Annotated in this window: 12 protein-coding genes; 7 read left to right on the top strand and 5 right to left on the bottom strand. The window is 73.0% G+C overall.

The features are described 5' to 3' along the window. The first annotated feature begins 252 nt into the window (after nucleotides 1-252). The 4 genes from DQ384_RS25605 to DQ384_RS25590 all read left to right on the top strand — a co-directional run bounded on the left by DQ384_RS25605 (nucleotide 253) and on the right by DQ384_RS25590 (nucleotide 5,891). Nucleotides 253-2,097 (top strand): acyltransferase family protein, encoded by a 1,845-nt coding sequence (locus DQ384_RS25605; protein WP_114031424.1) that lies wholly within the window; start codon nucleotides 253-255, stop codon nucleotides 2,095-2,097. A gap of 80 nt (nucleotides 2,098-2,177) precedes the next feature. Continuing rightward, on the top strand, nucleotides 2,178-3,293 hold the full coding sequence (locus DQ384_RS25600; RefSeq protein WP_114031423.1) for a glycosyltransferase: 1,116 nt from the start codon (nucleotides 2,178-2,180) through the stop codon (nucleotides 3,291-3,293). A 252-nt stretch (nucleotides 3,294-3,545) separates the two neighbouring features. Next, nucleotides 3,546-4,784: an MFS transporter gene (locus tag DQ384_RS25595; protein WP_245966772.1), complete on the top strand. Its 1,239-nt coding sequence runs from the start codon at nucleotides 3,546-3,548 to the stop codon at nucleotides 4,782-4,784. A gap of 360 nt (nucleotides 4,785-5,144) precedes the next feature. Continuing rightward, nucleotides 5,145-5,891, top strand: a complete 747-nt coding sequence (locus DQ384_RS25590) for an acetoacetate decarboxylase family protein (RefSeq protein ID WP_114031422.1) — start codon at nucleotides 5,145-5,147, stop codon at nucleotides 5,889-5,891. A gap of 110 nt (nucleotides 5,892-6,001) precedes the next feature. Here the strand turns inward: DQ384_RS25590 and DQ384_RS25585 are convergent, their stop codons facing one another. Genes DQ384_RS25585 through DQ384_RS25570 form a run of 4 tightly spaced genes read right to left on the bottom strand, consistent with a single transcriptional unit; the run spans nucleotide 6,002 to nucleotide 14,588 of the window. Further along, nucleotides 6,002-7,048 (bottom strand): hypothetical protein, encoded by a 1,047-nt coding sequence (locus tag DQ384_RS25585; RefSeq protein WP_114031421.1) that lies wholly within the window; start codon nucleotides 7,046-7,048, stop codon nucleotides 6,002-6,004. After that, entirely contained in the window at nucleotides 7,045-8,604 is a 1,560-nt protein-coding gene (locus DQ384_RS25580) for a hypothetical protein (RefSeq protein ID WP_114031420.1), read from the bottom strand. Before DQ384_RS25580 ends, DQ384_RS25585 begins: the two co-directional genes overlap by 4 nt. A 6-nt stretch (nucleotides 8,605-8,610) precedes the next feature. Further along, complete coding sequence (locus DQ384_RS25575; protein ID WP_114031419.1) at nucleotides 8,611-12,015, bottom strand: acetate and sugar kinases/Hsc70/actin family protein; 3,405 nt, start codon at nucleotides 12,013-12,015, stop codon at nucleotides 8,611-8,613. Next, nucleotides 12,015-14,588, bottom strand: a complete 2,574-nt coding sequence (locus DQ384_RS25570) for a P-loop NTPase family protein (protein WP_181871404.1) — start codon at nucleotides 14,586-14,588, stop codon at nucleotides 12,015-12,017. The genes DQ384_RS25575 and DQ384_RS25570 overlap by 1 nt, the downstream gene beginning before the upstream one ends. A 160-nt stretch (nucleotides 14,589-14,748) precedes the next feature. On the opposite strand from DQ384_RS25570, the gene DQ384_RS25565 reads away from it, so the two are divergent. The 3 genes from DQ384_RS25565 (at nucleotide 14,749) to DQ384_RS25555 (ending at nucleotide 18,066) form a co-directional block, all read left to right on the top strand. Further along, nucleotides 14,749-16,326: a coiled-coil domain-containing protein gene (locus tag DQ384_RS25565; protein ID WP_181871403.1), complete on the top strand. Its 1,578-nt coding sequence runs from the start codon at nucleotides 14,749-14,751 to the stop codon at nucleotides 16,324-16,326. A gap of 2 nt (nucleotides 16,327-16,328) precedes the next feature. Next, nucleotides 16,329-17,441: a protein phosphatase 2C domain-containing protein gene (locus DQ384_RS25560; protein ID WP_114031416.1), complete on the top strand. Its 1,113-nt coding sequence runs from the start codon at nucleotides 16,329-16,331 to the stop codon at nucleotides 17,439-17,441. Between the two features lie 94 nt (nucleotides 17,442-17,535). Further along, complete coding sequence (locus DQ384_RS25555) at nucleotides 17,536-18,066, top strand: hypothetical protein (RefSeq protein ID WP_114031415.1); 531 nt, start codon at nucleotides 17,536-17,538, stop codon at nucleotides 18,064-18,066. 39 nt (nucleotides 18,067-18,105) lie between these two features. Here the strand turns inward: DQ384_RS25555 and DQ384_RS25550 are convergent, their stop codons facing one another. Then, nucleotides 18,106-19,443: a hypothetical protein gene (locus DQ384_RS25550; protein ID WP_114031414.1), complete on the bottom strand. Its 1,338-nt coding sequence runs from the start codon at nucleotides 19,441-19,443 to the stop codon at nucleotides 18,106-18,108. Between the last annotated feature and the right edge of the window lie 11 nt (nucleotides 19,444-19,454).

The raw sequence follows: 19,454 nt of genomic DNA, 5'->3' as shown, positions 1-19,454 counted from the left end.
TGACCAGCGCCTGACCAGCACCCGGTCAGCGCTTGATCATTACGCCCGACGGCCCGGTCCCCCTGTGGGGCCGGGCCTTTTCATGATCGAAGTCGGGCGAACTCGGTGCTCTGCCGCGACAACCACCGGCCGGGGCGTTATGGTGGATGATCTGGTCGGCCCGCCACCGCCATTTCCGTCCGCCTCGCAGAACTTCAGGCCGCCCTCCAGAAGCCAGCCCTGGTCTCCCGACAGATAGCCGAGCTTTCCCCCGTGAGCGACACGAGATCCTCCTCCTTCCAGGTTCCGGCGCCCCGCACCGACGACGTCTCCACCGACGCCGACGCCACGGCCGCCCCCGCCAGCCCAGGAGAGAGGCCCGTCGACCCCGGCCCGGACGCCAAGGCGGCCGAGGAGGACGCGCCGACCGCCCGCTGGCCCGTCCCCGACTACGCCGAGCCGCCGACGGGCGCCTGGGACCGGCGGCGCCCGCAGACCGGCGACCAGCCCCGCCAGCCCCTGTGGCCCGTCGCCGAGCCGGACGCACCCACCCCTCACGACGGCGCGCGCCGTCCCTCCGGTGACGATGACCCGGAGACGTTCAGCTTCGACCGTCCCGCGTGGGACGAGACGCCGCAGACCTCCTCCGGCGGCCACGCGGCCCCGCGGACCTGGGAGTCCTCCGGCGGCCACCCCGCCCCGCAGGCGTGGGAACAACAGACCTCCTCCGGCGGCCACGCCGCCCCGCAGGCGTGGGAGCAGCAGACCTCCGGCCGGGTGAACGAGCCGTGGGACGGGCCCACCCCGCCCGCCGGCCACCGCCAGGCGGCCCCGCCCCCGCCGGTCCCCGCGTGGGAGGCTCCCCCGCCCCAGCCGCCGTCCTCCGACGGCTTCTCCTACTGGGAGCGGCGGGTCCCCGAGGCGCCCGCGCCCCCTCCCCCCGGCTGGGACACGCGCGGCCCCGCGCCCACAGGCTTCGGCTCCGGCGGCTTCCCCGGCCCCTCGGGATTCGACGGCGGCGCCCACTCCTGGCGGGCGGCCGGCGAGCCCGCCTGGGACGCGCCCGCCCCCGAGACCGACGAGGCCCCCGAGGCCTCGCCCGCCAGGCGCCCGCGCGAGCCGTACCTCGACAACGTGAAGTTCCTGCTGATCGCCCTGGTCGCCACCGGCCACTCCCTGGTGCCCACCCTGTCGGCGCACTCCTCGCGGTCGGCGTACCTGTTCATCTACGTGTTCCACATGCCGCTGTTCGTCATCATCAGCGGCTATCTGAGCAGGAACTTCTGGAACTCGAACGCCAAGACCAACAAGCTCGTCGACACCTTCCTCGTGCCGTACGTCGTCGTCGAGGTCGGGTACGCCCTGCTCCGCTTCGCGTTCGGCCACAAGCTCAGCCTGACGATCATCGACCCGGCCTGGCTGAACTGGTACCTGCTCGCGCTGCTGCTGTGGCGTCTGTCCACGCCCGTGTGGAAGCGCATGCGCTACCCGCTCCCGATCGCGGTCGCCGTGTACCTGCTCGCGGGCCTCTCCGACCTGCCCGGCGACTTCAGCATGGACCGCTTCTTCGGGTTGATGCCCTTCTTCGTGCTCGGCCTCCTGCTCCAGCCCCACCACTTCGACCTGCTCAACCGGCTCTGGGTGAAGATCCTGGCGGCGGGCGTGCTGGTGGGCGCGGCCGCGGTGGCGATCCTCATCGCGCCGCACGTGCCACTGGACCCGATCTACTACAAGGACAGCTACGCCGACCTGCACATCTCGTGGTGGATGGGCATGGCGATGCGCGCGGGGTTGCTGGTCGCGGCGCTGCTGGTCTCGGCGACGATCCTGGCCCTGGTCCCCCGCAGGAACACCTGGTTCTCCGACCTCGGCACGCGCACCCTGTACTGCTACCTGCTCCACGGCGTGCCCGTGTACATCGCCAAGGAGATGGGCTGGCTGGACCTCCCCTGGCTGCACGGCCCGCTCGGCGTCATGGCCATCACGAGCAGTTGCTTCGCGCTGGCGATCATCCTGTGCCTGCCGGAGACCCGCACGGTCTTCAAATGGCTGCTGGAACCGCGCCTCACCTGGCTTTACCGCAGACCGTCCGCGGAGGCCAGCGCGGGCACCCGCTAGGGGCGGATGTTCAGCGGCATTTTCACCGCGATTAACGGTGCGCATCCGGATTTGAAGGGAACGGCACCCAACATCTACATATGAAGGTATGTGTCGGCACGATCGTCCACCACCCGGAGGACGCTCGGATCATGCACCGGCAGATCCGCGCCCTGCTCGACGCCGGGCATTCGGTGACGTACATCGCGCCGTTCACCCACTGCAACGTCACCCCGCCCAGCGAGATCACCGCGATCGACGTACCCCGCGCCGTCGGCCTGCGGCGGGGACGGGCGCTCAGCGCCGCGCGGCGCGCGCTCAAGAAGGGCGTCAAGGACGCCGACATCCTGCTGGTCCACGACATCGAGCTGCTGCTCGCGCTGCCCCGCAGGCGGCCGACCACCGTGTGGGACGTGCACGAGGACCTCGTGGGCTCGCTGGACACCAAGACGTACCTGCCTGAATCGGCCCGCCGGATGCTCCCGCGCATCGTCCACCACATGGAGAGCCGGGCCGAGCGGCGCATGCACCTGATCCTCGCCGAGGCCGCCTACCGCGACCGCTTCCTCGGCAACCACCCGGTGATCCCCAACACCACGTACGTGCCCACGACTCCGCCGCCGCTCCCCGGCGGCAACCGGCTCGTCTACGTCGGCCACCTGTCGGAGGCCAGGGGCGCGCTGGAGATGATCGAACTGGCGCGCAGGCTCGCGCCCGCGGGCATCCGGCTGGACCTCGTCGGCGCCGCGGACCCGGACGTGCGTCCCGTGCTGCGCGACGCCCAGCGGCAGGGCCTGCTCGACTGGTACGGGTACGTGCCCAACGACCACGCGCTGCGCATGGCCGAGGGGGCGCTCGCGGGGCTCTCGCTGCTGCACGACGTGCCCAACTACCGGCAGTCGCTGCCGACCAAGGTCATCGAGTACATGGCCAGGGGCATCCCCACCATCACCACGCCGCTGCCCATGGCCGCCTCCATCGTGGGCCGCGCCGACTGCGGCGTCATCGTCCCGTACGGCGACGTGGACGCGGTGGCCCAGGCGGTGCTGCGCCTGCGCGACGACCCCGAGCGCCGCGCGGTCATGGGCGCCCGAGGCTACGCCGAGGCCCGCGGCCACTACCACTGGCCCGACCACGCCCGCGACTTCATAGCCCGCCTGGAGGAATGGGCCATCCCCGCACCGGCCCCGGCCCTCCCCCGCGCGGTCCCCGCCTGACCCCCTTCCTCGGCCACGTCGGCCGCTCACCATGGCGCCGTCGACGCCCGGGTGAGCCCCTGGGAGCAGTGGGGCTCAGCGAGAGTGGGCCGGTGGACCTTGGCGAGCGGTGGGCCTTGGCGAGCAGGGGCGGGTGCGAGAGGCGGGAGGAAGACCTGGTCGTCTTCGTGTGCACGTGGGGAGGCGACGCAGGGACATAATCGGGCGTCCAGGTAGATTGCGAACGCAACACCCCCTCTCGAAGGAGCGTCCGTGTCCCGCGACGAGTCATTGCCCGATCCGGGACGCCGACTGGTCTTCATCCTCGCGCTCGCATGCGGCGTCAGCGTGGCGAACGTCTACTTCGCGCAGGCGATCAGCCCGCTGATCGCGTCCGGGCTGGGGGTGTCGCAGGACTCCGCGGCACTGGTGACGACCGCGACGCAGGTCGGATACGCGGCCGGGCTCTTCCTGCTCGTCCCGCTGGGCGACCGCGTGCGGCACCGTCCGCTGATCGTCACGCTGCTCCTGCTCACGGGGCTCGGGCTGACGGCGGCGAGCCTCGCGCCCGCGCTCGGGTTCCTCGTCGGGGCGAGCGCGGTCGTCGGGATCACCACCGTGGTCCCGCAGATCATCATCCCCATGGCGGCCGGGCTGGTCCCCGACGGCCGGCGCGGGGCGCTGGTGGGGACGCTGCTCGGCGGTCTGCTCGCCGGAGTCCTGCTGGCGCGCACCTTCGGCGGGGTGGTCGGCGAATGGCTGGGATGGCGCGGGCCGTACATCGTGGCCGCCGGGCTGGCGCTCGTGCTCGCGGCGGTGCTCGCCGTCACGGTGCCCACGACGGCGCCGACCTCGCGCGAGCGGTACCCGTCCCTGCTGGCCGCGACGCTGCGCCTGCTGCGTACCGAACCGGATCTGCGGCGCTCGGTCTTCTACCAGGCGATGCTGTTCGCCGGGTTCAGCGCCGCCTGGACCAGCCTCGCGCTTCTCATCGACGGCCCGGTGTACGGGTTCGGGGCGCAGGTGGTGGGGCTGATCGCCCTGGCCGGCGCCGGTGCCGTGTTCTGCACTCCGGTGGCCGGGCGCTGGGTCGACCGCAAGGGGCCCGAGGTGGTCACCCTGGTGTGCGTCCTCGGGGCCATCGTGGCGGCGGGCGTGCTCGTGGCGGGTTCGCTCGGTGGCGGCGTCGGGCTGGCCGCCGTGATCCTTGGCATGCTCCTGCTGGACATCGCCGTCCAGTGTGGCCAGGTCGCCAACCAGGCGCGGATCTTCGCCCTGCGCCCGGAGGCGCGCAGCAGGCTGAACACCGTGTACATGACCGGCACCTTCACAGGCGCGAGCGTAGGGTCCTGGCTCGGGGTGCGCGCCTTCATGCTGTGGGGCTGGTACGCGGTGTGCGGCTTGGTGGCGACGCTGGCGCTCCTCGCCCTCCTACGCCACACGCTGCGCCGCTCGACACAGGGAGCCGCAGCCCAGGCCCCTCACCGCACAGAGGCGCCGACTTCGCCGTAGACCCATCTCGCCGCCGCGGCGCCCACTTTGTCAGCCATCGAGGGCGGGGAGCAGGCGGGCGGTCTGGGGAGTCGGGAGCGTGGACGGGCCGTCGGCCAAGCCCCTCACCATATCGAGGCCCACCCCCGCCGAGATCCATCTCACCACCGGCGCCGATTTGTTCGATTGCTCACTCACCACACGGTTCCCCCGTCCGGCGTCCTCCACCGGCACGGCCCGCCCACGCGCCCATCACAGAGCCTTCCCCCACCTGCGACGCCCGGTGCGGTGAGTCGGGATCCGACTGTTCACCGCGCAGTCCGCTCGCGTCGTTCCCGTACCGGTGGCGCGTGCGGGGCCGGGGTTGGTGTACTGGGTGTCATGGCTAGCCATCTCGTCCAGGGGCGTGAGGTCACCCTGCCGGTGAAGGTCGCGGACGCCACGGCCTGCGCGGCGATCTACACCGTCCGGGCCGACGCCGCCCGGGCCGTGCTCGCCTACTCTCCCGACCTGGACGTCACCGAAGCCCTCCCGGGCAAGGCCCTGTGCGTGCTCGGGTTCATCCGCTACGACGACGGCGATCTCGGCGCGTACAACGAGTTCGGCGTGGGCTTCATGGTCCGCCCCGCGGACGCGCAGCGGACGTCCGCCGCCCGCAACGCCCTGTACGGCATGCGCGAGCTGCGCAGGCAGGGCACGGGCGCGTTCGTCCACTGGCTGCCCGTGGACCAGCGCTTCACGATGGAGGCGGGCCGCTCGATCTGGGGCTTTCCCAAGGAGCTCGCCGAGATCGACCTGCGCATGTCCTCGCCGTACAAGCGGTGCATCCTCCGCAAGGACGGACGTCTCATCCTCGACCTGCTGATCCGCCCCGGAATGCCCGTCCCTCCCGGCTCCGCCCGCCTGGACGCGTACACGCACCTGGACGGCACGACCCGCCGCATCCGCTGGACGACCCGCCCCCAGAGCGTCCGCACCCGCCCGGGCGGCGCGCTGATCAGGCTCGGCAACCACCCCATCGCCAAGGAACTCAGCGAGCTGGGCCTCCCCAAACACGCCATCCTGACCACGACGATCACCCACACCGCCATGACCTTCGCCGAACCCGACGTCCTCCCCCGATCCTGAGGGCGAACCCCGCGATGCCGTCCATCCTGAAACAGAGATCGACCTGCGTGGCCGTACGCACGGCGGCACCAGCAACGCCCGGGTGCTGATCTGCGGGTCCGCGCTCTCCGTCATGGGCAAGGTGCTGTCCGGGCAGCCGCCCCTGCGCGGCCCGGAGGGCGCCGTCCGGTGATGTCGGTGCGGGCGACCTCGGCGGCCAGGGGGGCGGCCGCCATCGCGGCGAGCCGTGCCCGGCGCTGCGCGGCTCCTCCGGCGCGCACGCCGGGGCGCGCGGGTGCGGTGGAGACGTCGAGGGCGAGGATTTCCGTACATCGCCGGCTCACCCGCGCACAGGCGGCGTGGAACCGCTCGACGGCCGTGGACGTGTAGACGGCGGCGGGATCGGCCGCGAGCGGGCCGGTGATCCGGTCCAGCAGGCCGGGCATGCCGGACGCCCGCCGGTCCTCGTCCGCCCATCTGCCGTCGCGCCGCGCGGCCTCGACGGCGAGCGCCGAGTCGACGGGGACGATCGCCTCGTCGGGCCAGGACAGGGGCAGGCGCAGCGTGGCGCGGGCCCGCTGCCGCGCCCAGGCGGCGGCCACGACGGGTTCGGACCGCGCGCGTCCGAGGCCGTCGACGACGAGTGTCGTCCGGTCGGGACCGGTGTGTTCGAGGGCGACGGAGAACCAGGCGGCGGCCTGGTGGAGGCGCTCGGGCGCGCCGTCCGGCGCGGTGTTCCCGGAGACGTACCCAGAGCGGTGCCCGGACGTGTCTGCGGACGTGTGCCCGGACGTGTGCCCGTAGATGTCCCCGTAGTCGACGACCACGAGCGCCGCATGCGCGCCGGTCAGCGCGGTGCGCAGCGTCATGGCCGCCGTCGACCCGGCAGGGGTGCCGTCGTACGGATCGCAGACCGGCGCGACCGTGAGGGCGAGCGGCGGTTCCATGGGGGTTCCGGCGAGCGTCGTGCGCAGGGCTTCGGCCGTCGTGCCGGTCGCGGTGCTCACGGCCGACACGGCGAGGACGCGCAGTTCGTACTCGCCTCTCGACAGCGCGCCGGTCGTGATGGTGGTGAGGTCGTCCAGCAGGCACTGCGGCAGCAGTCCTCCGGTGACCGTCGCGGGCATCCTCGCGAGCAGCGACGCGAGCCGTGGCCAGCGGTCCGGCACCGCGCTCACGTCGGCGGCGGAGTGCGCCGGGACGAGGAGGGTATCGGTGACGCGCTGGGGACATAGGCGACCCGGCAGAGCTTGTCCGGTCCGTACCCCACGCGCAGAGTCCACACCACGCTCCCCTTGTCACAGCGCAGCAGATCGCGGTACCCCTCCCCGGTGAGCGCGATGGAGTCGTCGCTCACCCGCCCGGCCTTCCACAGCTCCTTGAACGGAGCGCTTCCAGGGGCGATGACGATCGCATGCCGTCCCTCAGAGTGCTCGTCGTTGATCGTCCGCAGTAACCTCACCTGCCGGTCCCACCAGCTGTTCTGTTGCGGCAGAGGGATCGGCACGAGGCCCCGGATCGCCTCGTCGGTTTCGGCCAGCCGGGCGAATTCCTCGACGCTGCCGGGATCCGCCGCCAGGAGATTGTCGAAGCGGCTGCCCATGGCCGAGCGGTACGACGTGACCTCGCCGGCCGCCGGGCGCAGATTCTTGTCCGGCGCGAGGGCGGAGAAGCCCATCCATGTCGCCGGGTCGTGCTCGGCCAGCCAGATCACCGAGGCGGCCAGCTCCGCCAGCCGCCTCCACGGTTCGCCGCGCCGGGGGTCCGAGCCGAGGAGCTCCGTGATCACGTCCGGGTCGAGGACCTGCGGCGGCCCGGAGTCGGACCGGCCCTCCGGGCCGCTCGCCGATTCGAGATCGCCCTCGTCGACGTCCTCGGGGTGACCGTTGTCGCGGAGGGCCCGGGAGACCAGCTCGGCCGCGCGCTTCCTCCACGTCTCCTCCGCGGCCGGGGCCAGGCGCAGGAACAACAGGGACGTCCGTCGCCGTACGGCCGCCGACCACTCATCAGGAGAGCCCGTCAGGTGGTCCAGCTCGTAGGCGACGGCGTAGTCCCTGGTCTCCGGGTCGTCGGCCAGTTCACGACAGAGCTGCCGTAGCGCGCCCGCCACGACTTCCGCCCGGCTCGGCCGAGGCGCGGGGGGCCGGGCCTCCGCGGACGTCTCCTCGCCGCCGGGAACCGGGATGTCTTCAGTGACATCTGCGGCCACCAGGGTGCTTTCACGCACGCTGTCCTTCGCCGGGGTCGTCGCGGCCGCGGGTTCGTCCGCGGACGCGTTCGGGACGGGCGCCATGGGTCCGGCTGTGACGGCGTCGGTCGCGTCGGTCCTGTCGGCTACGTCGGTTGCGTTGCCCGCGTTGCCGTCGTCGCCCGTGTTGCCTGCTTCTTCGGTGGGGGTCAGGAGCGAATCGTGGGCGTGGCCCTCCTGCGGAGCCAGGGCGACGGTCGGTGCCGGGGACGGCGACGGGTTCAGGAGCGGGGGCGCGCCTCCTGTACGGGCCGTGTAGAGCACGGTTTCCAGTGCCTCCTCCGCCGCCCGTACCAGCAGGTACTCCTGTTCCCACCCGTCGGGCGCCTCGACGTCGAGGGCCGACTTCAAGCCGTCGTGGAGGGTGTCGTACAGCTCACGGAGCTTCGCCCGGACGGGACGGGCCCGCCCCTCGGGAAGCCGGGTGAGGATCTCGATCATCGCCGGGCCGAGTCGTTCGGGGCCGGCGGCGCTCGGCGTGGTCATGGCGGATCAGTGCCTTCCGTTGAACGGGTTGCGCTCGGGCCTCAGCTCGGGCTCGCCAGGCTCCATGGGGACGCGCAGGACCGATCCGGGCGTCCGCTCGACGTCACGCACGGACCCTGCCTCCCAGTAGCGGGGCTCGCCCCGGTGCAGGCGCAGCCGTCCCCGCACGTCCAGGGTCGCCACGTACCGCGCGACGGGCCCCCGCCGGCCGATGACGTGCAGCGTGTCCAGCTCCTCCTCTTTCCCGTCGGGCCTGCGCAGGAAGAAGCGATAGTCCCCCTCGGAGGAGGGGGCCGGCAGCGGCGCGGAGATCACCCCGGGGACGGCCGGGCTCTCCAGGTGCGGCTCGTCGTGGAAGAACCGGGTGAAGTAGCCGGTCGCCTCGTCGCCGGCGGCGGGCCGCCACTGGGGGAACAGCTCGACCGCGCCGTCGGATCCGTCGGCGTCCGCGGCCACGACGCAGACCGTCGCGGGCAGCTCGCGCAGCCGCCGTTCCTCGGTGCTCCAGAAGGACGCGCCGAGCGCCTCGCGCAGCTCGATGACCTGGTTCGGGACCATCCCGACGTGGTAGTGGGCCGGTCCGTGGCTCAGGTGCAGGTACGGGGTGAGAGACTGGTCGACTTCGAGCTGCGCCCGCACCAGCGCGGGACGGGTGCCGTCCGAGCTCGGCTCGAAGATGGTCCTGTCCGGGCGGTAGCCGCCCCGGTCCTGGTAGTTGTAGGTGCGGAAGACCCCCCACTGGATGGTCCTCCCCCAGCCGGTGGGGCGATGGATCTCGAAGTTGGGGATCATCGGCTGCCACTGGGCGGCCCTGGCCGCCAGCGTGCCCCTGTCGTCCACCTCGATCATCTTCGTGCCGGGCCACAGCAGCGTCTTGCTCTGCCTGGCGGTGAGCTTGAGCTGGAACCCGCACGGCAGGCTGTGGAAAAGGTTCTCGACGTCGATGTTGACCCACGTCCGTCCCCGGTCCAGCTCCGACTCGCCGCCGCCGGTGCCGCGCTCGCGGATCGCCTGCGCCCAGCAGGCTCCGAGCGACGCCGCCTGCTTGGCCCGCTCGGACTCGACGGCGAGTTCGGACGGGTTCCACGGCAGTCGTTCCTCGCCGTGCGCGAGCACATCGGTGACGACCCGGGACAGCAGCGGCATCTTGCTGGTCTTGCCGGACAGCATGACGCGGTCGAGCGCGGCGTCCTCCGAGTCGGTCGACGTGGTGCGCACCAGCCACGCGGCCAGCTCCGCCGCCTCCTGCAACGCCGGACGGAGCAGTGTCTCGAAGTCCGCGCGGGACAGCCGCAGGTCCGTCTTCGGCAGGAGGTCGCTCAGCTTGGGCAGGCCGGAGACCTTCTGCGCGTCGACGGCGAGCAGAAGGTCCTGCAGGGCCGTGTGGCCGAGGTCGATGCCTTCGTCCTCGGTCCCGCTCATCTTGATCTTGGCGCTCTCGGCGAGGTTCCACAGGAGCTGGAAGGCGTCCTGCGCCTTCTGCCACCCCTCCTGACGGCGGTGCCAGCTTGTGGGCAGGCCCGCGGTCAGGGCGTTGCCGATCTCCTCCGGGACCGGGTCCTCCGCGTCCGAGCCGACGACCAGCGGCGCCAGCGGCACCCGCGGCTGCTCCTGGTCCGTGCCCTTGCCGCGGAGTCTGCCGAAGACGCGGTCGGCGAGCCGCCGCCGCGTCTGCTCGTCGCCGGGACCCGACAGCAGCGAGTCCAGCAGCGCCGCCTTGATCCAGTAGAAGACCCGCAGCGTCAGGTAGTTCCCGCCGAGCTGGGCGTGGCCGGTGGAGTTCAACACCTCCGGGCGCAGAATGTAGAGCCGTCCCCGGACGAGGCTGTCGGGGTGCTCGGGCGTGATGTCCTGGAGGGTGAGGCCGATCAGCGCGATGTCGGTCGTGCCGGCCCCGATGTCGACGAGCAGCATGTTCTGCCGCCAGGTGGGCGGATCCTCGGACACCAGGCGGGCGCGGGCGCGGATCGCCTCGGCGCCGAACTCCAGCCGGCCGCTGCCGAAGTCGCGCATCAGGAAGTACAGGCCGGCGGCCACCCCCTCGTCGAAGTCGATGACGACCTTCTTCAGGTCGAGGGACACTTCGAGCAGGTCGTGCAGGTGACGGCGGGCGGAGGGCGGGGTGGTGGTCGGGTAGGTGGCCACCAGGTTGATCAGCCGTTCGACCGGCTTCTCGTCCCCGTCGCGGGCGAAGTTCTCCGTGGCCTCGACGAGGATGCGGTACACGCGCGCGATCAGGTCGTCGGTGGTGGCCTCGCGGCCGTCCTCGACGGTCATGCCGGGCAGGAGCTCGCTCTCGAACAGGTAGTTCTTCAGGTCCCGCCGCACGCCCTGGCCGTCCACGCTGAGCTCGATCTCGACCGGGTTCTCGTTCGTGACGCGGATCGAGCTCGGCCGCTCCCGCAGGTCCTTGTCGGGGTCGAAGACGACCTCGCGGATCTGCAGCTCCTCCAGGTTCGGCACCGTGAACGCGCGGTCGAAGCACTCCAGCAACCGGGGCGCGAACCATTCGGCGAGGTCGGTCCCGCACGCGGCGAGCGACTTCTCCAGCACCAGGCAGACCTCGTCCAGCAGCGGGTCGGTGCCCCCGCCACCGGACACGGGACGCCCCTCCAGCCGGTCGGCGAGCGCCGCGGCGTCCGCGAGCCCGGCGTTCCCCGCCCGCGGCCGGACGGTCTCGACGAGTTCCCGAAGGAGGTCCCGCCAGGGCGCGTCAAGCGGCGACGGCGGCGCGGCGCGCAGCAGCCCCGCCAGCTTCTCGCGCAGCTTCGCCGCCTGCCCGACGTCTATCGCCCGCTGGTTGACGTACCGCGAGTCGTACAGCGCCACCGCCGAGGACGAGGTGCCGAAGTCGACCACGGCGAAACCGGTGTAGTCCTTCTCGTCCTCGCCGCGCACGCGCAGCACGGTCGGCTTGTGGCGGCGTGAGGCGCCCTCCTCGGGGGCCGGGGGCGGTGGCTGGACTCCGACCGGCATGAAGACCAGGCGTACCCGCACGTCGTTGGACGCCGACACGCCGGTGACGTCCGTGTACACGTATCGCCAGGTCACCACCGCCTCGGGGGACGCGCCGGGGCCGAACACCGGGAGCCCGGCGGACACGACGACCCGGGTGGCCAGCTCCCGCCTGCCGGACACCCAGCTCCGCCCGGTCTCCCACACGTCGGCCCGGTCGGCGGCGTCGTTCCACGCCGAGCGGATCGTGTCCGCGAGCCCCTGCTGGTCGGGCGTCGCCCCACTCGCCTTCACGACGGCGGCCTCCTGCAGCTCCGCCTTCGGGACGGCCGGCCCCGTGAACAGCACGACGTCGGGCAGGACGTAGAAGCCGTGGGTCTCGTACAGGCGGAACGCCCCGGTGGCGGCGACCTGCACGTGCTCGCCGGGCGTTTCGAAGGACAGTTCCAGCAACATCACCGGCTCCTCAGTTCCGCGATCACTTCGATGAGCGGACGCCCGCCGCCTCCCGGACCCCCGCCCGGCCCGGTCCCGCCGCCCGGCCCGGTCCCGCCGCCCGGCCCGGTCCCGCCGTCCTGCGTGGGTCCGCCCTTCTCCTCCGGTGGCCTACGGTCCGGCGGGAACATCAGGCGGGGCGCGGCGGGGCCCGGGATCCGCTGCCACAGGCTCTGGAGCACCTTCAGCATCCCGTCGTGCAGGCGGTCGACGTCGGCGTTGACCTGGGCCGTCAGCCCGGCGGTGAGGCCGTTGCACAGCTCCCGCTGGAGCCGGAAGACGTAGAACTGGTGCCGGGCCATCTGCTGCTCGGCGTCGTCCGGCGCCTCGCGGACCTTCTCGTGCCACGGCAGCGCCCGCACCAGGTGGAGGGGGTACCCCGCGGTGACGTACTCGGCCGGCACCTCGCCGTCGAGGATCCTCTTGATGCCCTTGGCCATCCACGACAGGTCGGCCAGCCGGTCGAGCACCTGCCCGAGATCGCCCTCACCGTAGAGCCGGCCGAGCCTGGGCAGCCCGACCGCCAGCAGCCTTTCGACCTCCGGGTCGCGCAACCGCTCCTTGAGGTCGCCGAGCTCCGCGCAGGAATCCTCGATCCAGCGCAGCGCCGCCTCCTCGACGCCCCGGCGTCCAAGGCCGGTCGCCGTCCCGAGCGCGGCGGCGTAGGAGTCGAAGAAGGTCTCGGTGGTCTCGTTGCCGATGGAGCCCTGGCCGAGGAGGTCGCCCAGCCCGAAGGGGTCGTCCTCAGCCGGCCGGACGGGTCTGGACTTCTGGATGAATCCGTCCTGGGATCGCTGGAGGATGGCCTGCCACTCCGGCCACCGCATGACCTCGGTGACCGCGGAGGTGCGGATCCGCTCCAGCAAAGGCGCCCCGTCGGGGGCGCGCAGCCCGGCCGGGTCACGGAGCGTCCTGAGCGACTCGGCCACCCGCTGGTGGCGAAGCCGGAAGTCGTCGAGCAGTCCTTCGACGACCCGGCGGGCCGAGGCGTTGTCGTCGTCGGTGGCCTCCTCGGCCAGCAGCAGCCGTTCGAGCTGGACCAGCGCCTGGCGCATGCGCCGGTCCTGGCTGCGCATGGTGAGCAGCTTGTTCTGGAGACCGTGCGTGCGCGCGTGGTCCTCGATCAGCTTGCGCAGCCCCTCCATGCCGCCGTCCTCGGCGAAGCCCGCCAGCGAGACCGCCCACGGGTCGGCCGGGTCGGCGGCGGTCAGCCGTGCGGCGACCTCACGCCACGCGTCGGCGACCTCGGGCGCGGCGGCCACGGCGGCCTGGACCTTCTCGCCTTCCTCGCCGGGGAAATGGCCGGTCAGCCCGTTCCTGCTGATCGCCACGGGCGAGGAGACCAGCCGGATCCGCTCGGCCTGGTCCTGCACGAGGTTGAGCGCCGTGTTGGACAGGCCGGTCAGCTTCTGGGACGCCGCGCGCAGATCGGCGAAGGTCAGCCGGTCGTGGACGCCCGCCGCGGGCACGGGGACGAGGTCGAAGCGGTTGCCCGCGACCAGGACGTAGTCGCGCAACTCCTTCTCCTCGCGCCCGTACCGTTGCAGCATTCCGTAGAACCGGTCGGGCACGCTGGTGGACGGGTTGTCCGCGTCGATCACCGTGATGATGGTGTGGATGTCGCGAAGCTCGCTGCGGCTCAGGTACTCGTCCCGCAGCGCCGAGCGCCGCGAGTCGAGCCCGGGGAAGTCCAGCAGCACGACCTCGTTGCGGTCGCGCAGGCCGTCCAGCGGCCACACCCGCGGATCCACGCGCACCTCGTAGGACACGCGCTTCATCAGGGGAAAAGTGGCGCGCAGGGCGTCACCGTCGCGTTTGACCCCCTCCAGGGTGACCGAGTGGACCGACCGGGGCGGGAAGTGCCCGGGTACCGGCATGTCGGCGCCGAGGTCGATGGCGTCGCGGATGAGCTTGCCGGCCACGACCACCCTCTGGCCGAGCACGTCGGGCGCGCTCAGCTGGGCGTCGCGGACGGCCAGCAGCTCCACGGCGATCTTCCGGTGCTCGATGTTGCCGTGCGCCCCCGCCCACACCTGGGCCCGGCACCAGTGCTCCAGCCGGTCCCAGCCCTGCGTGGTCGGGTCGTACTCGGACAGCGGGGCGACGTCGGCGTCGGGGAAGATCTTCTTGACGGACACGACGAGCTCGCCGAGCATGTCGCGCACGCAGTCGGAGAGCTCCTGCCGGCTCATGTACGAGACGGTCACGAGCTCGTCCCACTCGGTGCGCGCACCCGGCTCGCCGGGCTTCAGGTAGAGCGCCGTGACGTTGCCCGTGGTCGCGCGCTGCTCGGTGGGGAGCAGATCGGGACGGCCCAGGAGCGTGCCGATCATCATGGACTTCCCGACCGAGAACGCGCCCACCACACCGATGGTGATCGGCTCGTCCGCCTGTCTGACCAGGTCGACCGCGTGCTGCTCGACGCGGTCGCGCACCGCGCGCAGCGTCTCGTCGTCAGGGAACACATGGGCGTTCAGCGCGGCGCGCAGCATCTCGGCGTCCGCGCGCATCGCCGCTATCTCGTCGATCGCCATAAGGCCGGCCCTCCCTCCCGGAGTACGGCGTGAGCGTACGGAGGGAACCGGGCACCGCATCCCGTCCTTAAACGGGTTTCCGGTGAAACGTCCTGTGTTCACTGGGAACGCGTCCGAGGATCGCGCCGGATCCCCCCTCGGGCGTAGAGAGGACGGGGCGGTGATGGAGGAGTACCCCGACGGTACCGACCGTGCCGTCGCGGCGGCGATCGACCAGCTCGCGAAGGAACCCGAGCTGAGGGGCCGCGCCGCGGAACTGGAGGAGCTGAGCGCGATCCTGCGCGGCGGCTCGGCCGACGCCGATCGCTGGACCGGCACGGACCTGCTCGCGACGTTCGCGCGCGACGACATGCTCGCCCCCGTGCCGCCGCGCCGCGCCCGGCTGCGCCGGTCCCTGTCGCTGCTCGCCTCCAGCCTGGTCTTCCTGCCGCTGCTGTGCACGTGGCTGGGCATCAGCAACGCGGCCGCCGCCTACGGCGACATGCTGGGCGACCCGCGGGACGGACGCGCCGCCGCGGGCCACAGCTTCCTGGAGCTGTGGCAGAGCGGCTTCGGCGGGCGGCTCACCGGCCTGCTCGACCTGACCCATGTGGCCGCCTACGCGCTGGGGTCCATCTGCCTGCTCATCGGCGTCACGGCGACCGTCTCCTGGCTGCGGCAGGCCGACGAGCGGGCCGCCTCCCGGCGTCGCGACGAGCTGCTCCTGGAGCTGGTGCCGGCGCTGGGCCGGGCGCAGCGGGCGCTGGGCCGGCGGCGTCTGGACTCGCCGGCCCGGTTCGCCGCCGAACTCTCGCTCGCGGCCCACCGCCTCGGCGAACTCCTGGAGGACGTCGACCGGGCCCAGCGCAGCACCTCGGACCTCGCGCACCGCAACGCGCAGGTGTCGAGGGAGCTGCGGACCTCGGCCGTGTCCCTCACCACCGCGATCGGACGGCTCCAGGCGACGGGTGTCGCGGTGGACTCCGCGGCCACCGCGCTGCGCGGCGTCGTCGTCCGGCTCGGCGACGAGATCACCGGACGCGTCTCGGACGCGGCGGCCCGGCTGGAGACGGCCGCCGACTCCGCCAGGAGCGAGCTCGGCGCGCTCCAGGCGGCGGGCCGCACCACCCTGCACGAGATCGGGGAGCGGCTGGAGGAGGCCCTGGGCGCCATGGCCAAGCGGGTCTTCGAGGCCACCGACGGGCTCGTGGCGGCGGGCACCGGCTTCGCGGCCGAGATCGGCGCGTCGGGCGAGCGGGCCGCCCGCGACATCGGCCACATCTACCAGGAGGCCGTCGCGGCGGCCGCCGTGGATCTGGAGGAGAAGATGGTCTCGGTGGGCGAGCGGCTGGACACGGCGGTGCGGCAGGTCGACGAGACCACGCGCGCGCAGGCGGAGCAGGCCAGGATCACGGCCGCGACGACGGACGAGCAGCTCCGCGCGCTGGCCGAGACGGCCGCACGCGACCGGGCCGAGGCGGTGGCCCGGTTCGAGGCGCTGGAGCGCCATCTGACGGGCCTGGCCGAGATGACGGCCGCGGCCGCCGACCGGCTGAGCGAGACGCTCACCGCGACCGCCGGCCGCCCGGCCGTCCCCCTGCCCGTCACCGCCCCCGTCCCCGCAACAGCCGCCGCAACGGCCGCCGCGCCGAACGGGCGGCTCGGTGACGGACACGAACAGACGCGACCGCCCGGCGCGGCCACTCCACGCCAGGACGACGCCCCAGGACCCGGCACGCCGCTCCCAGAAAGTTCGTGACCATGGAATTCTTCAGCATCGTCGTGTGGATCGTCCTGTCGGCCGCGCTGGTGACCTGCGTCGTGCTGTGGGGCAAGGTGCGGGACCTGCGAGGCAGGCTCCCGGCGACCGTCAAGCCGCAGGTCCGGTACGTGGACCGGCCGGTCGAGGTGGTCAAGCGGGTCGACCGGCCCGTCGAGGTGGTCAAGTACGTGGACCGGCCCGTCGAGGTGATCAGGTACGTCGAGCGCGAGGAGGAGCCGGAGACCCCGCCCGGGGCCGAGCACCTGGCCGACCCGGAGGCGCTGCCGGACGTGCCCGACGCCGTGCCCGACAGCGTCGTGGACGGCGCCAGGTTCGGCCGGCTCACCGTCCGCGCGGCCTCGGTGCGGGGCGAGCACGCCCGTCAGAACGCCCAGCTCCGCAAGCAGACCGTCTCACTCGCCGTCCTGGAGCTGTTCGACCCGCCGGTCCTGCTGTCCGCGCTCGCCGCGGGCCGGCCGAACAGCAGGCGCTCGCAGGTCGGCGCCGCCCAGGTCTGCCGCAGCGTCCAGCACCGGCTGTCGGAGGCGGCCCCGGACCTGGACGCGGCCTGGCGCGCGGCCGTCACGGGCGCCCCGGACGCGTCCGGCCTGCTCGACCGGCTGCTCGGCGACGTGGCGCTCAGGCTGGTCGACCCGCTGACCGAGGCCGCCCGCCGGCGGGCCCTCGGCCCGGAGGACATCGCGACGGACCTCACCTGCCTGCTCACCCGTCTCGGCGACGGTCAACGGCGCGAGCATCTCGCCTTCGGCATCGGAGCCGGGTCGGTCACCGTGCTCAGGACGGACGGAACCCTGGCCCCGGCGTACGGCCCCGAGGAGGGTGGGCCGGAGCGGACCAAGGAGCTGCTGCCCATGCACCCCGGCGCGCTGCGGTGGGACCGCTTCTCGACCACGGCCGGGGAGGTGGCGGTGGCGTGCACGGCCTCGACGGCCCGCCTGCTGTCGGGGCCGCGGTTCGCCGAACGGATCGCCCCCGAGTGGCTGGACGGGCCGCCCGCGCTGATCCGCTTCCTCGGGGGCCTCGCCGTCCCCGAGCCGCAGAGCCGAGGGGACCGGTCGATGGTCGGCCTGTGGGAGAAGAAGGCCCGGTGAGCCGGGGACGCGCCAAGGCGTACGGGGACACGGGACGGCGCGCACGTCCGGCCCTCCTCGCCGCCGCGACACCGACGGGCCTGAAGGAGGAGCGATGGCGCGGAAGATCTCGCCGTTCGGCGGGGAGCGGGGCATGTCCACGCGCGCGGTGGCGGGCTGGCTGTTCGCGGACCTGCTGGCCGCGCTCGTGCTGGTCGTCCTCGGCGCCGAGGTCTCCGGCCCGGCCCCGGGGACGGCAGCCAAGCCCGCCGCGTCCTCTGCCCCGGCCACCCCTTCGCCGTCACCGCCGTCCCCCTCACCGTCCCCGTCGCCGGTGGTGATCAGCCTGTCGGTGAAGCCGGAGGTCGCCGTCGTGCGGGTCCCGGGCGACGCCGGCGGGCTGAGGCGCGAGCTGCGTGGCCGTGACCGCCGGTTCCTCGGCGCGCGGGCCGGGCTGGTGCTGACCTTCGGTGCGGGCGACGCCACCACCGGGTCCGATCTGGCCCGCACGGTGAACCGGCACCTGCGCGCGTCCTACCCGAAGGTCTTCTCGCGCGCGGTGATGCGGGACTTCCACGACGGCGGCCTCGCCCCCGGGACCGCCCGCCTGGAGATATACCTGTTCACCGGCGAGCCGGGGCGGTGAGGTGCCGGCGACCGCGCGGGGAGGGCGGGCCGCCGGGGATCAGAGGGCGGGGGGAACGAAGATCCAGGCGTTCTCGGAGAACTGCTTCTCCGGGATGACGACGGCCGCCGGGCGGAACTCCGAGGGCACCAGGTCCTCGTACCCGTGCGCGACCACCTCCCGGTAGAGGGAGTCGGTCACGGCGAAGGCGATGTCGGCGGACCTGTCGCCCGCCAGGGCCTCCCGGAGCGGCTTGGAGTCCAGGACGCGGTTCACCGCGATCGACACGGCGCCCACGTAGCCGTTCGCGGCCTCGCGGATGATGCCCCGGCACAGCGCCACGCGCAGCCGCAGCCGATGATGGGCGTCCAGGCCGGCGTTGGCGTCCTTCAGCTCGATGCGCAGCCCCCGGATCAGGTCGGGGATCACCTGCGTCTCGTCGATCGCCGGGGGGAGGATCGCGAACTGGCCGTCGCCCGACGCCTGGCGATCGACCTCGGCCTCGGGCACCCCGGCCCTGCGCCGGGCGTGCTCCAGCACCCTGACCAGCCGCCCCTGGGCGGCGTCCTGCTCGTTGTCGTCGAACCGGCTGTACTTCTCGATGTCCGCGCTCACGCACAGGCGTACGGCCGCCCGGGAACGCGAGGACGTGCCCGGCCGTGGCGCGGGCCCGTCGTCGTGGGCGCCGGGGGGCAGTCGCTCGCTGAACGCCGCCGCCGTGGGCAGGCCGGTGGGGAAGACGTTCGTCCGCTGACGCCGCGTTCGGGTGATCTCGGTGGTAAGGGTCGCGCTCCCCGCCAGGTCGGGGGTCCCCACGGGCATCTCGACCAGCGCGTGCAGGCCGTACCTGCGGCGCAGCCCGCCTCCCTGCCGGGCGGTCAGGCTGTAGCCGAACCCGTCGGCCCTGCGGATGCCGAAGATCTCCGGCTCCTCCTCGCCGGGGCCCGATCGGCGCAGCCGGCTCCACATCCACCTGCCCCGGCCGCCGCCCGTGGCCGCCGAGACCGGCGGCGCGGGCCACGGACCGACGGCATCGTCCCAGGCCCCGTCGTCGGCCCGCACGCTGAGCGGCATCGCCGCCTCGTCGATCAGGCGGACCTCGAAACGCACCCGCGTGTAGTGGCGCCCGGCGGGCAGGTCCTCCAGGTCGAAGGCGAACAGCACGCCGTAGTAGTCGACGCCCAGGCTCGCGCGCCGGCTCCGCAGCACGGGCGAGAGCCACTCGTCCGGGACGACGTACGCGAGCGGGCGGACGAGCACCGCGCCCGACTGGCGGGACCGCTGCTCACCCTCGCCGAGGAACCGCTCCGTGAGGAACAGGTCCGGGCGGGACAGCACGTCCCGCGGGTCCAGTTCCGGCTCGTCCCCGACGACGTCGGCGGTCGGAAGGTCGTTCATCGAACCGGCTC

It is taken from the genome of Sphaerisporangium album (assembly GCF_003323745.1).
Taxonomy (GTDB): domain Bacteria; phylum Actinomycetota; class Actinomycetes; order Streptosporangiales; family Streptosporangiaceae; genus Sphaerisporangium; species Sphaerisporangium album.
This window is presented reverse-complemented; position numbering and strand designations above follow the sequence as displayed.

Bases quoted from the DNA above. Each gene is read 5' to 3' on its own strand.
- DQ384_RS25560 (WP_114031416.1), top strand. From the start codon at position 16,329: ATGGAATTCTTCAGCATCGTCGTGTGGATCGTCCTGTCGGCCGCGCTG.
- DQ384_RS25590 (WP_114031422.1), top strand. From the start codon at position 5,145: ATGGCTAGCCATCTCGTCCAGGGGCGTGAGGTCACCCTGCCGGTGAAG.
- DQ384_RS25600 (WP_114031423.1), top strand. From the start codon at position 2,178: ATGAAGGTATGTGTCGGCACGATCGTCCACCACCCGGAGGACGCTCGG.
- DQ384_RS25575 (WP_114031419.1), bottom strand. From the start codon at position 12,015: ATGTTGCTGGAACTGTCCTTCGAAACGCCCGGCGAGCACGTGCAGGTC.
- DQ384_RS25555 (WP_114031415.1), top strand. From the start codon at position 17,536: ATGGCGCGGAAGATCTCGCCGTTCGGCGGGGAGCGGGGCATGTCCACG.
- DQ384_RS25550 (WP_114031414.1), bottom strand. From the start codon at position 19,443: ATGAACGACCTTCCGACCGCCGACGTCGTCGGGGACGAGCCGGAACTG.
- DQ384_RS25580 (WP_114031420.1), bottom strand. From the start codon at position 8,604: ATGACCACGCCGAGCGCCGCCGGCCCCGAACGACTCGGCCCGGCGATG.
- DQ384_RS25570 (WP_181871404.1), bottom strand. From the start codon at position 14,588: ATGGCGATCGACGAGATAGCGGCGATGCGCGCGGACGCCGAGATGCTG.